Origin of the sequence: Streptomyces sp. NPDC001744, assembly GCF_042892575.1 — a bacterium.
GTDB lineage: Bacteria > Actinomycetota > Actinomycetes > Streptomycetales > Streptomycetaceae > Streptomyces.
Window position 1 is genome coordinate 25,938 of the sequence record NZ_JBIAUG010000026.1, and the last position, 11,834, is coordinate 37,771.

11 protein-coding genes are annotated in these 11,834 nt (G+C 73.4%); 9 read left to right on the plus strand and 2 right to left on the minus strand.

The window, feature by feature from the left end; genetic code table 11:
* Positions 1-34 precede the first annotated feature (34 nt).
* The 9 genes from ACFYZY_RS26150 to ACFYZY_RS26190 all read left to right on the plus strand — a co-directional run bounded on the left by ACFYZY_RS26150 (position 35) and on the right by ACFYZY_RS26190 (position 8,535).
* Positions 35-625, plus strand: coding sequence for a nicotinamide riboside transporter PnuC (locus tag ACFYZY_RS26150; protein ID WP_388698740.1), 591 nt, complete (start codon positions 35-37; stop codon positions 623-625).
* Positions 622-1,899 (plus strand): bifunctional 3,4-dihydroxy-2-butanone-4-phosphate synthase/GTP cyclohydrolase II, encoded by a 1,278-nt coding sequence (locus ACFYZY_RS26155; RefSeq protein ID WP_388698612.1) that lies wholly within the window; start codon positions 622-624, stop codon positions 1,897-1,899. The genes ACFYZY_RS26150 and ACFYZY_RS26155 overlap by 4 nt, the downstream gene beginning before the upstream one ends.
* A 74-nt stretch (positions 1,900-1,973) precedes the next feature.
* Entirely contained in the window at positions 1,974-2,459 is a 486-nt protein-coding gene (ribH, locus tag ACFYZY_RS26160; protein ID WP_388698615.1) for a 6,7-dimethyl-8-ribityllumazine synthase, read from the plus strand.
* 35 nt (positions 2,460-2,494) lie between these two features.
* Positions 2,495-2,776: a phosphoribosyl-ATP diphosphatase gene (locus ACFYZY_RS26165; protein WP_388698617.1), complete on the plus strand. Its 282-nt coding sequence runs from the start codon at positions 2,495-2,497 to the stop codon at positions 2,774-2,776.
* 43 nt (positions 2,777-2,819) lie between these two features.
* Complete coding sequence (gene hisG, locus ACFYZY_RS26170; protein ID WP_388698620.1) at positions 2,820-3,668, plus strand: ATP phosphoribosyltransferase; 849 nt, start codon at positions 2,820-2,822, stop codon at positions 3,666-3,668.
* Positions 3,669-3,724: 56 nt separating this feature from the next.
* Positions 3,725-4,177, plus strand: coding sequence for a PH domain-containing protein (locus ACFYZY_RS26175; protein ID WP_388698623.1), 453 nt, complete (start codon positions 3,725-3,727; stop codon positions 4,175-4,177).
* 383 nt (positions 4,178-4,560) lie between these two features.
* Entirely contained in the window at positions 4,561-5,964 is a 1,404-nt protein-coding gene (locus tag ACFYZY_RS26180; RefSeq protein ID WP_388698627.1) for a hemolysin family protein, read from the plus strand.
* Positions 5,961-7,040 (plus strand): hemolysin family protein, encoded by a 1,080-nt coding sequence (locus ACFYZY_RS26185; protein WP_388698630.1) that lies wholly within the window; start codon positions 5,961-5,963, stop codon positions 7,038-7,040. The genes ACFYZY_RS26180 and ACFYZY_RS26185 overlap by 4 nt, the downstream gene beginning before the upstream one ends.
* Positions 7,041-7,185: 145 nt before the next feature.
* Positions 7,186-8,535: a phospholipase D-like domain-containing protein gene (locus tag ACFYZY_RS26190; protein ID WP_388698632.1), complete on the plus strand. Its 1,350-nt coding sequence runs from the start codon at positions 7,186-7,188 to the stop codon at positions 8,533-8,535.
* A gap of 91 nt (positions 8,536-8,626) precedes the next feature.
* Here ACFYZY_RS26190 and ACFYZY_RS26195 read toward each other — a convergent pair whose 3' ends face one another.
* Both ACFYZY_RS26195 and ACFYZY_RS26200 read right to left on the minus strand, forming a co-directional pair.
* Positions 8,627-10,555 (minus strand): AAA family ATPase, encoded by a 1,929-nt coding sequence (locus ACFYZY_RS26195; protein ID WP_388698743.1) that lies wholly within the window; start codon positions 10,553-10,555, stop codon positions 8,627-8,629.
* A 307-nt stretch (positions 10,556-10,862) separates the two neighbouring features.
* Positions 10,863-11,492: a uridine kinase gene (locus tag ACFYZY_RS26200; RefSeq protein ID WP_388698634.1), complete on the minus strand. Its 630-nt coding sequence runs from the start codon at positions 11,490-11,492 to the stop codon at positions 10,863-10,865.
* Between the last annotated feature and the right edge of the window lie 342 nt (positions 11,493-11,834).

Genomic DNA, 11,834 nt, shown 5'->3' on the forward strand with positions numbered 1-11,834 from the left:
CTCCGAGGCGTTCACCGTCCTCGACCAGCACATCATGTGGTCCGACATGATCGGCAACACCATCGGGCTCGTCGCGCTCGCCCTCGGCTGGCGCCGCTCCCTCCTCACCTGGCCCGCCCAGCTCCTCTCCGGAGCCGTCCTCGTCGGCGCCTACGCCTCCGCCCACCTCACCGGCGGCGTCGGCAAGCAGCTCCTCGTCATCGGCGTCGCCGTCTGGGGCTGGTGGCAGTGGAACCGGGGCAAGCGGCAGGCCCAGGACGGCTCCCTCGCCGTCCGCTTCGCCACCTGGAGGGAGCGCGGCCTGCTCCTCGCCGGCGCGGTCCTCGGCACCCTCGCCGTCGGCGGCCTCTTCACCCTCTACCCGTCGCTCTCCTGGAGCCCGTGGGCCGACGCGTACATCTTCGTCGGCACCCTCGTCGCGATGGTCGCCCAGGCCCGCGGCCTGGTCGAGTTCTGGTTCGCCTGGCTCCTCGTGGACCTCGTCGGCGTCCCGCTCGCCTTCCACAGCGGCCTCGCCTTCTCCGGCCTGGTCTACGTCGTCTACTTCGCCCTCGTGCTCTGGGGCATGCGCGACTGGTGGCTCCGCACCCGCACCGCCCCCGCTCTGGAAGGAGCCCACGCATGAGTTCCCTCCCCTCCTGCGACGCCGCCGACCTCGCCCTCGACCCCGTCGAGCAGGCCGTCCGGGACATCGCCGCGGGCCGGCCCGTCGTCGTCGTGGACGACGAGGACCGCGAGAACGAGGGCGACCTCGTCATCGCCGCCGAGAAGGCCACCCCCGAGATCGTCGCCTTCATGATGAGCGAGTGCCGCGGCCTGATCTGCGCCCCCATGGAGGACGGGGAGCTGGAACGCCTCCGGCTCCCGCAGATGGTCGAGGACAACACCGAGTCGATGCGCACGGCCTTCACCGTCTCCGTCGACGCGTCCCCCGCCCACGGCGTCACCACCGGCATCTCCGCCGCCGACCGCTCCACCACCCTGCGGATGCTGGCGAGCGGCCGCCACGAGCCCTCCGACTTCGTCCGCCCCGGACACGTCTTCCCGCTGCGCGCCAGGCCCGGCGGCGTCCTCGCCCGCGACGGCCACACCGAGGCGGCCGTCGACCTCGCCCGTCTCGCGGGCCTCCGCCCGGCGGGCGCGATCGTCGAGATCGCCGGCGAGGACGGCACGATGCTGCGCCTGCCCGAACTGGTCCCCTTCGCCCGCAAGCACGGGCTCACGATCATCTCCATCGAGGACCTGATCGCCTACCGCCGCTCCGCCGAGCCGACCGTCCGCCGCGAGGCCGAGGTCCACCTCCCCACCGCGCACGGCGAGTTCACCGCGTACGGCTACCGCTCCACCGTCGACGGCGTCGAGCACGTCGCCCTCGTCCACGGCGAGATCGGCGACGGCGAGGACGTCCTCGTGCGGGTCCACTCCGAGTGCCTCACCGGCGACGTCTTCCACTCGCTGCGCTGCGACTGCGGCCCCCAGCTCCGGGCCTCCATGGACCGGATCACCGAGGCAGGGCGGGGCGTCGTCGTCTACCTGCGCGGCCACGAGGGGCGCGGCATCGGCCTGCTGTCCAAGCTGCGCGCGTACGAACTCCAGGAGCGCGGCCGCGACACCCTCGACGCCAACCTGGAACTCGGACTGCCCGCCGACGCCCGCGACTACGCGGCCGGCGCGCGGATCCTCGGCGACCTGGGCGTGCGCAGCCTGCGCCTGATGACCAACAATCCCGACAAGATCGACGCCCTCGCCCGGCACGGCCTCACCGTCGGGGGCCGCGAGCCCATGCCGGTCCAGGCCGGCGAGCACAACCTCGGCTACCTGCGCACCAAGCGGGACCGGATGGGCCACGACCTGCCCTGGCTGGACGGCCCCCCGGCCCCCACCTGCGGCAACCAGTAACTCCCCCTGATTTCCATGCAGTTCACTACGCTTCATTACGGTTCACTACGGTTCGATACGGTTCAAGGAGAGACATGAGCGGCAAGGGCGCACCCGTCCTCAGCGTGAAGAACTGCGGCGACCTCCGGGTCGCGGTCGTCGCGGCCCAGTGGCACGAGAAGATCATGGACGGCCTCGTCGACGGCGCCCTGCGCGCCCTGAGCGAACTCGGCATCGACGAGCCGACCCTGCTGCGCGTCCCCGGCAGCTTCGAGCTCCCGGTCGTGGCGAAGGTCCTCGCCGGGCGCGGCTACGATGCCGTCGTGGCGCTCGGCGTCGTCATCCGCGGCGGAACGCCGCACTTCGAGTACGTGTGCCAGGGCGTCACCCACGGCCTCACCCAGGTCTCGATCGACACCGGCGTACCCGTCGGGTTCGGGGTCCTCACCGTCGACAACGAGGAGCAGGCCCTCGACCGGGCCGGGCTCGAGGGCTCCTCCGAGGACAAGGGCCACGAGGCCGTCACCGCGGCCGTCGCGACCGCCACCACACTGCGCACGGTCAGCGAACCCTGGCGCTGAGTGTGCGCCCCCCACCCCGTACTCTTAGGACCATCATGGCGAACGGAACCCGTAAAAGCTTCGAAGAGCTCTTCGCCGAGCTCAAGCTCAAGGCCGAGACCGGCGACCCGGCCACCTCCCGCACCGCGGAACTGGTGGACAAGGGCGTCCACGCCATCGGCAAGAAGGTCGTCGAAGAGGCCGCCGAGGTCTGGATGGCCGCCGAGTACGAGGGCAGGGAAGCCGCCGCCGAGGAGATCTCGCAGCTGCTGTACCACGTCCAGGTGATGATGGTCGCCCGCGGGATCTCGCTCGACGACGTCTACGCCCACCTCTGAGCACCGCCCTCCCGCACACTCCCACGCAAAGGAAGCCCACCCCATGCTGCGCATCGCCGTCCCCAACAAGGGTTCCCTCTCCGGACCTGCGTCGGCCATGCTCCATGAGGCCGGCTACCGCCAGCGCAAGGAGTCCAAGGAACTGGTGGTCATCGACCCCGGCAACGAGGTCGAGTTCTTCTACCTGCGCCCGAAGGACATCGCGATCTACGTCGCCTCCGGGAAGCTGGACATCGGCATCACCGGCCGCGACCTGCTCCTGGACTCCGGCGCCGACGCCGAGGAGATCCTCCCGCTGAACTTCGGGCGCTCCACCTTCCGGTACGCCACCCGCCCGGGCACCGCGAAGGGGCCCGAGGACTTCGGCGGCATGACGATCGCCACCTCCTACGAGGGCATCGTCGCCAAGCACCTCGCCGACCAGGGCATCGACGCCTCCGTCGTGCACCTGGACGGCGCGGTCGAGACCGCGATCCAGCTGGGCGTCGCCCAGGTCGTCGCGGACGTCGTGGAGACCGGCACCAGCCTGCGCAACGCCGGCCTGGAGGTCGTCGGCGAGCCGATCCTCACCTCCGAGGCCGTCGTGGTCCGCCGCCGGGGCGCCGCGGACGACCACCCGCAGGTCCAGCAGTTCCTCCGCCGCCTCCAGGGCGTCCTCGTCGCCCGCTCGTACGTGATGATGGACTACGACTGCCGCGCCGAGCACCTGGAGCAGGCCGTCGCCCTCACCCCCGGCCTGGAGTCGCCCACCGTCTCCCCGCTGCACAACGAGGGCTGGGTCGCCGTCCGCGCGATGGTCCCCGCCAAGGACGCGCAGCGGATCATGGACGACCTGTACGAGCTGGGCGCCCGCGCCATCCTCACCACCGCCATCCACGCCTGCCGTCTCTGACGGTCCGGCCCGCACGTCCACCAGCACCAGGCACCACCAGGCATCGAGGAACCCCCATGTCCCAGCCCACGACGCCCGCCCTCCCGGTCACCTTCCGCCCCGGCCGCACCCGGGCCGTCCTGCTGACCGTGGGGCTCGCGATGTTCGCCGCCATCACCCTCGTGGCGATGATGCTGGAGCGGCTGGGACCGGGGGAGCGCGCCAGCTTCGTCTTCACCGCCGCGCTCTTCCTCGGCGTCCTCGTCCTGCTGAGCCGCCCCAAGGTCGTCGCGGACGACGAGGGCGTCACGGTCGTCAACATCACCCGGACCAGGCGGCTGGCCTGGGCGGAGATCCTCCGGGTCAACCTCCGTCCCGGCGACCCGTGGGTCTTCCTCGACCTGAGCGACGGCACCAGCCTGCCCGCGCTCGGCATCCAGCCCGGCATCGCCAAGGAGTCGGCCATCCGGGACGCCCGCGCCCTGCGGACCCTGGCCGAGAGCCGCGGGACGGGCGCGGAGCGGAGCTGACCCCGGCGCCCGGGTGACGGGGACGGGGACGGGGACGGAGGCCACGCCCGGGTCCGGCGCCACGGCTCGCCCGGAGCCGGGGCCCACCCGGGTTCCGGCTCCCGGATCCCGCGCCCCGCCCCCGCGTGCTCGACGTCGGGGTTTCCCGGAGGAACGCCGGGGGCGAACCCCTGTCCTTCCCCCATCCGGAGCCGACCCCCTGCCCTTCCGGGCGCTCGCTTGACTACTCTGGACGCGGTGGTGCCGAGTGCACCACCGCCTCGCGCGCGCAGGGCCGCCGTCGCGGCCCGCGAGGCTTTCCTACGACCCGAGGAGTGACTCCCTCCAGCAATGGACGGACCGTCCGGTAGTACCCGCGCCGCCCTCTTCCAGGAGGCGGCGGCATGATCGTCTCCCTTCTGCTGCTCGCCGCGGCCTTTCTCCTGATCCTCGCCAACGGCTTCTTCGTGGCCGCCGAGTTCGGTCTCGTGACCGTCGAGCGCGCCGAGGCCGAGCGCGCCGCGGCCGCCGGCGACCGGCGTGCCCGCGCCGTCGTCACCGCCCTGCGCGAGCTGTCGTTCCAGCTCTCCGGGACCCAGCTCGGCATCACCCTCACCTCCCTCGTCGTCGGCATGCTCGCCGAGCCCGCGCTCGCCGGGCTGCTGCACGGGCCGCTCACCGCGACCGGACTGCCCCGGGGGGCCGTCTCCGCGGCGTCGGTGGTGATCGGCATGCTCCTCGCCTCCGCCCTCCAGATGGTGGTCGGCGAGCTGGTGCCGAAGAACTGGGCGGTCTCCCGCCCGCTCCAGGTGGCCCGCTTCGTGGCCACCCCGCAGCACCGCTTCTCCGCCCTCTTCCGGCCGGTGATCGCCCTGCTCAACCGGGTCGCCAACCGCCTCGTCCGGCTCCTGGGCGTCGAGCCCACCGAGGAGCTGGACTCGGTCCGCACCCCCGGCGAGCTGGTCTCCCTGGCCCGGCACTCCGCCCTGGCCGGCGCGCTCGAACAGGACACCGCCGACCTCTTCGTACGGACCCTGTCCCTCGGCGGCCTCACCGCCGGGCGGGTCATGACCCCGCGCGTGAAGGTGAGCGCCCTCCAGTGGGACGCCACCGCGGCCGACGTCCTCAACCTCACCCGGGCCACCGGCCTCTCGCGCTTCCCGGTCTACCGCGACCGGATCGACGAGATCGTCGGCATGGTCCACCTCAAGGACGCGCTCGCCGTCGCCCCGCACGCCCGGCTGCGCACCCCCGTCGGCCGGATCGCGGTCCCGCCGCTCCTCGTCCCCGAGACGCTCCCCGCCCAGGCGCTCCTGGAGCGCCTGCGCCGCGAGCAGCCGATCGCGGTGGTCGTCGACGAGTACGGCGGCACCGCGGGCGTCGTCACCCTGGAGGACATCGTCGAGGAGCTGGTCGGCGAGGTCCGCGACGAGCACGACACCGCGGCCGACGGGCGGCCCGAACTGGTCGCCGTCCCCGCCGAGGACGGCCGTCCCGCCTGGGACGCCGACGGCTCCTGCCGGGTGCACACCCTGCGCCGGATGGGCCTCGACGCGCCCGACGGGCCGTACGAGACCGTCGCCGGGCTCGTCGCCGACCTCCTCGGGCGCATCCCCGTTCCCGGGGACCGGGTCGAGCTTCCCGGCTGGCTGTTCTCGGTCCGCCGCGTCGACCACTACCGCGCCGAGCACGTCCGGATCGTCCGGACGGACGCGGTCCCGCACCCGGCCCCGGTCCCGGGCGCCGCGGCGGGTCCCGCCGCGGCCGCGCCCCCCGCCGCCCCGCTGGTCGCGGAGGGCGTCCGATGAGCACCCTCCCCCTCCTCTTCGCCGTCCTCCTGGTCCTCGCCAACGGCTTCTTCGTCGGGGCCGAGTTCGCGCTCGTCTCCGTACGGCGCAGCCAGATCGAACCGCTTCCCGGCGCCCGCGCCAAGCAGGTCCTGCACGGTCTGGAGAACCTGCCGCAGATGATGGCGGCCGCCCAGTTCGGCATCACCGTCTGCTCGCTGACGCTCGGCGCCGTCGCCGAGCCGACCGTCGCCCGGCTGCTCGAACCCGTCTTCCACGCGGTCGGCGTCCCCGAGGGGCTGATCCACCCGCTCGGCTACGTCATCGCCCTCGCCGCCGTGGTCTTCCTCCACCTCGTCATCGGCGAGATGGTCCCGAAGAACCTGGCGATGGCGGCGCCCGAACGGACCGCGCTCTGGCTGGCCCCGGCCCTGGTCGGGTTCGCCCGGCTCTGCCGGCCCGTGACGGCGGCCCTGGGGGCCTGCGCCCGGCTGGTCCTGCGGGCGTTCCGGGTCGAACCGAAGGACGAGGTCGAGGCGGTCTTCACCAGCGCCCAGCTCGGCCGCCTCGTCGAGGACGCCGGCCAGGCCGGGCTGCTCGACCCGGCCGAGCAGGAGCGCCTGGAGGACGCCCTCGAACTGGGCAGCCGCCCCGTGACGGACGTCCTCATCGCGTCCGCCTCCCTGGTCACGGTCCCGCCCTCGGTCGCCCCCCGGGAGATCGAGGAGCTGACCGTACGGACCGGATACTCGCGCTTCCCGGTCCGCGCCGGGGAACACGGCGCCTTCCTGGGCTTCGTGCACGTGAAGGACGTCCTCGACCTGGAGGAGCGGGAGGGGGCGGTGCCGCGGCGCCTGTGGCGGCCGATGGCGACCCTCCGCGCCGACGTGCCGCTCGACGACGCCCTCACCGTGATGCGCCGCGCCGCGACCCATCTGGCGCAGGTCGCGGACGACACCGGCGCCGTCCTCGGGCTCGTCGCCCTGGAGGACGTCCTGGAGACGCTGGTGGGGGAGGTCCGCGACCCCGCCCACCGCGTGGACCCGCCGCCCGCCCCGGCCCCGGTGGCCGCCTCCCCGGCCGCCGCGCGCGGGTAGCCGCCCCGGGGCTTCGTCCCCGGCCGCCCGGCCCCTCGACGGCTCCGCCCCGCCCGCTCCCCGGGCGGGGCGGAGCCGCCGGATCCCCGGGCCGCGCACCGGCGTACGGCACCGGGGACGGGGCGGGGCCCGTAGGGTGACGGCCGTGATCAAGAAGAGAATCCTCACCGCCCTCCTCATCGGCGGCCTCCTGACGGCGGGCGCCCCGCCCGCCTCGGCCGACGAAACGGTCTACGTGACCACGGGCCCCGTCTTCAACAAGCCCCGCGGCACGACCGGGGAGCAGAGCGCGATCCTGGGACACCTCGGCCGCCTCGTCAACGGCGCCACGGGCGGGTCGACCATCCGCATATCGCTGTACGCCTTCGGCTCGGGCTGGCTCGCGGACCAGCTCGCCGCGGCTCACCGCAGGAACGTGAACGTGCAGGTGCTCGTGGACGACGACAGCGTCAACGCCCCCTGGATGTACACGGCGGGGAAGCCGGTGCGGGACAAGCTGAACGCGGCGTTCGCGGAGACCCCGCCGGCCGGCGCGGCGTACGGCACGTCCTGGTTCAGGGTGTGCGCCCCGAACCGGCCGTGCCTGGCCGCGGGTACGGGCGGCGTCAACCACAACAAGTTCTTCCTCTTCTCCCGGACCACCGGCAGCGGTTCGCCGGACAGGGGCGAGCCGCAGGAGAACGTCGTCGTGCAGTCGTCGGGCAACCTCACCACCTGGGACCGCGAGACCGGCTGGAACGACGCCATGACGGTCGTCGGCAACCAGGCCCTGTACGACGGCTACACCCGGTACTTCGGCCTGCTGGCCGACTCGCAGGCACGGCCGGACGGCTCCGCCCGGGTCAGTGACCTGGCGATCGACGTGGAGGCGGGACCGGCCAAGGCGTACTTCTTCCCCCGCTCCTCGACGGACGTCGTCGAGAACATCCTGAGCATGGTCGAGACCCCCGTCACGGGCCCCGACGGGAAACCGCTCGCGACCTGCCACGGGAACACCCCGGGCCACGGCACCGCCGACGGCCGTACCGTGATCCGGATCGCCAACGGGCACATCTCCCGGCCGGCCGTGGCCGAGAAGCTGTGGAAACTGGCCGACGCGGGCTGCTTCGTGGACGTCGTCCACGGCAAGCTCGCCGACTACGAGGCCACCGGCCCGCACCGCGAGACGGCCTACTGGCTCACCAGGTCGACCGCGAAGGGCAGGATCTCCCTCCACGCGCTGAACAACGGCGGACGGGAGGACCCGGCCGCCCCCGGGGTGACCGGCACGACCAGCCACACCAAGTACCTGCTCGTCGAGGGCTCCTACAAGGGCCTCAAGGACCAGAAGCTCGTCTTCACGGGCAGCCACCCGTACACGGGGATGGCGCTCACCGCCAACGACGAGGCGCTGCTGAAGTACGCCGACCCGAAGGTGCACGACGACTACGTCCGGAACTTCCGTGCCCAGCGCGACGCCTCGGCCGCGGAGACCCAGTACGGAGGAGCCCTGTAGCGACGGCGCCGCGCCGTCGCGGGCGCGCGCGACGGGCCCGGCGGCCCTCCCGGAGCACGCCCCGGGAGGGCCGGGGCGCGGTGAACGCCCCTCAGGAGCCCGGCGGTTCCTCCCGCGGGCCCCGGTCGGCCGGACCGCGGCCCGACAGGACCTCCCCGTACGCCTGCATGAGGTCCGCGAGCCGCAGGGTGGCCAGGTCCTCCCGGGACGGCCTCCCGGGGTATCCGGAGAGCCGCAGGTCCCGGTAGGCGCAGGACTTCTCGTACAGGGTGCGCAGGAACCGCCCGTTGCCCAGCTCGTCGATCCAGCCCTGTTCCACGACGTGCCCGCTGATCGAGCGCAGCTCCTCGCGGGCCTCGTCGTCCCAGCCGTCCCCGTTGGCCGCCGCCAGGACCTCGCCGATGGCGGTGAGTTCGAGCGGCCGGTACGAGGGGAAGTCCACCCGGGTGGTGAACCGCGAGGAGAGGCCCGGGTTGGTGGAGAGCAGCCGGTCCATGCCCTCGGGGTAGCCGGCCAGGATGACCACGAGGTGGTCGCGGTTGTCCTCGGCCCGCTTCAGGAGCACCTGGAGGGCCTCGTCGCCGTAGGCGTCGCCCTTGCTGTAGCCGGTGTTGGAGAGCGCGTACGCCTCGTCCACGAAGAGCACCCCGCCGACCGCCGAGTCGATCAGCTCATTGGCCTTGACCGCCGTCTGTCCCAGGAACTCGCCCACCAGGTCGGCCCGTTGGGCCTCCACGAGATGGTCGCCGCCGAGCAGCCCGAGGGCGTAGAAGACCCGGCCCAGGATGCGGGCGACCGTGGTCTTCCCGGTGCCCGAGGGGCCGGAGAAGACGAAGTGCCGCTTCGGCGGCTGGACCGGGAGCCCCTGGTCGGCGCGGAGCCGGGCCATCTCCAGCTGCGCCGAGAGCGCCCTGACCTGACGCTTCACCGGCTCCAGTCCGACCATGCCCTCCAGTTCGGCGAGCGCCTCCGCGAGCAGGGCCGGGTCGGTGGGGCCGGCCGGGAAACGCGGCGGCACCGGCTGGCGGGGCAGCCGGGCCTTCTGCCGCACGGGTTCCGGCGGGGGGACCGGCGCGGTCGGCGGCACCGGGTCGGGCGCGAGCAGCAGGCCGTCGCCGAGCCCCCCGGGGTCGGGCTCGGCGCCCGGCACGGTGTCCACCGCGTCCTGACCGGACCCGCCGCCGGGGGAGCCCAGGGCGACCGCCGCCAGCCCGGCGGGACCGTCCGTCCCCTCGTACCCCTCGTACCCTTCGAAACCGTCGTACGCCGTGATCGCCGCGAGCCGCGCGGCGGTGTCCATGAACGACGGGTCGATCCGGTGCACGGCCCGGTACAGCGGCAGGGCGGCGGCGCTGCGTCCCGTGCCCTCGTGGGCGCGGGCCAGCCAGTACCGCAGCTCCTTGCGCTGCGGCTGTTCGCTGCGACATCGCATCAGGGAGGCCGAGAGCAGCGGTTCGGCCTGGCCGTACATCTCCAGGCGCACCCGGGCCATGCCGCCGAAGAGCCCGGCCTCGATGCCGAGCAGCGGATCGTCCACGAGGGTCTCGGTGTGCCGGACGAGCTGTTCCCAGTCCTTGACGAGATAGGCCCGGCAGGCGTGCAGGAAGCGCACCTGGGGATCGGTGTCCACCGGCGGGAGCCCCGCCAGGGCCCGGTCCAGTTCGGGCACGTGACGGCCGTCGAGCCAGTGGGAGGCGTGCGCGAGGAGCAGGTCGCGGGGGCTCTCCAGGACGGGCTGCACCCACCAGCCCAGCCAATACCAGGAGTTGAGGGTACGCCGGTACCGCGTCCGCTGCTCGCCGAAGCGCTCGCGGTGGCGGTACATGCGCAGCAGCGCGGTCGTGGTGTCGGCCCGGAGCGCGTGCAGTCCGAGCCACGCGTCCGCCATCCCGGGATCGATCCGCACCGCCGTCCGGAACTCCTCCTCCGCCTGCGGATAGGCGCCCATCGTGTAGGCGTCGACCCCGCGCAGCCAGGCGAGCTCGGCCGGGGGCTGCGAGCCCTGTGTGCCGATGTCCATCGGGTCCCCCACAACCGTCATCGCATGGACGGGATTTGACCGCACCTGCGGGCATCGTACCCGCGCGGGGGTGGGCGCTTGAGGAGAAGCGCGTGATCCGGAAGCGGTGACCCTGGGTGAACGCCGGGGGACGCAGGGGTTCACGGGGGAGGGGCGAAGGGCAGAACGAAGCCCCCGATCACGGGGGAACAACCGGGGGCTTCGTGTCCGCGGCGGCTTCGAAAAGCCGCACATTCAGAACGTAAGACCTGTACGCCCCCCGGGTCAAGCCGAGTTGGGGCACGTGCGCAAGCGGACCCGGAGCCCCTCATTCCCCGGACATCGAGCCGTCACGGTGGGTGAGGGCGTGGTCCGTGCTCGTCCCCGCACCGGGTCCCGGAAGCCACTTGTACCCCGTCCGGCACTCCCGTACCAGGGCATCGGCGAAGGGGCGGGAGGGGTCGTCGCCGAAATGGCGAGTCTCCGCCACGGTCCAGCCGTCCCAGAACGCGGCCTGCTCCGGGCCGTCCCGGTGCCGTCCCCGCGCCCAGGACTCCTCCGCCCCGCGCTCCATCCACAACAGCCGTGCCAGGAAGGGCCGCACCTCCCGCCGGCCCGCGCCGACGCCCTCGACGAGGACCACCGGTGCCGGGGGCAGCGACCGCGGCGCCCCGAAGCGCCGCAGCCGCCAGTCGTACGGACGGTAGGACGCGGTCCGGCCCCGCGCGAGGGGCTCCAGGACCTGCTCCCGCAGCCGGCCGGTCCACGCGAAGAGCTCCTCGTGGGTGGCGAGGTCGTCGAGGTGGAGGACGGGCGCGCCGCCGAGGGCGGCGGAGAGGCGGGCCGCGAGGGTGGACTTGCCCGAGCCCGCGTGCCCGTCGACCGCGACCAGCCGGACCGGTCCGCAGGAGGGCGGCAGCCGGAGCAGCGCGTGTGCCGCGAGGTCGAGAGAGTCCATGCGCCCAGGGTAGGGGGCGGAGACCGCCGCAGGTCAGGAAGGTGCCGCCGCCAGTGGTCGGGACCAATATTGGTGCGGCGACGCGGGGCGAAGTGCTGGCGGGGCCGGTCGTGAGCCGGGATAGTGGGCCCGCGCGCACCCGCCCGCGGGCCCGTACGGAATCCACGGCCGTGCGTCCGTGTGCCCGCGCGTCCGTGTCCCGTGCCCGTGTCCTGTGTGTCCGTGTCCGTGCCCTGCGGGGCTGTGTCCTGTGCGCCCGTACGACGACAGCCGTTCCCTCCGGCACCTTCGAGGTCGCGGCCCGGCGGGCCCACCGCTCCGCACGCCCACCGTTCTCGACTG

What these genes read in the sequence shown, in the direction of transcription:
- ACFYZY_RS26180 (WP_388698627.1), top strand. Translation starts at nt 4,561, where the DNA reads ATGATCGTCTCCCTTCTGCTGCTCGCCGCGGCCTTTCTCCTGATCCTC.
- ACFYZY_RS26200 (WP_388698634.1), bottom strand. Translation starts at nt 11,492, where the DNA reads ATGGACTCTCTCGACCTCGCGGCACACGCGCTGCTCCGGCTGCCGCCC.
- ACFYZY_RS26175 (WP_388698623.1), top strand. Translation starts at nt 3,725, where the DNA reads ATGTCCCAGCCCACGACGCCCGCCCTCCCGGTCACCTTCCGCCCCGGC.
- ACFYZY_RS26195 (WP_388698743.1), bottom strand. Translation starts at nt 10,555, where the DNA reads ATGGACATCGGCACACAGGGCTCGCAGCCCCCGGCCGAGCTCGCCTGG.
- hisG (WP_388698620.1), top strand. Translation starts at nt 2,820, where the DNA reads ATGCTGCGCATCGCCGTCCCCAACAAGGGTTCCCTCTCCGGACCTGCG.
- ACFYZY_RS26165 (WP_388698617.1), top strand. Translation starts at nt 2,495, where the DNA reads ATGGCGAACGGAACCCGTAAAAGCTTCGAAGAGCTCTTCGCCGAGCTC.
- ribH (WP_388698615.1), top strand. Translation starts at nt 1,974, where the DNA reads ATGAGCGGCAAGGGCGCACCCGTCCTCAGCGTGAAGAACTGCGGCGAC.
- ACFYZY_RS26155 (WP_388698612.1), top strand. Translation starts at nt 622, where the DNA reads ATGAGTTCCCTCCCCTCCTGCGACGCCGCCGACCTCGCCCTCGACCCC.
- ACFYZY_RS26185 (WP_388698630.1), top strand. Translation starts at nt 5,961, where the DNA reads ATGAGCACCCTCCCCCTCCTCTTCGCCGTCCTCCTGGTCCTCGCCAAC.
- ACFYZY_RS26150 (WP_388698740.1), top strand. Translation starts at nt 35, where the DNA reads ATGTGGTCCGACATGATCGGCAACACCATCGGGCTCGTCGCGCTCGCC.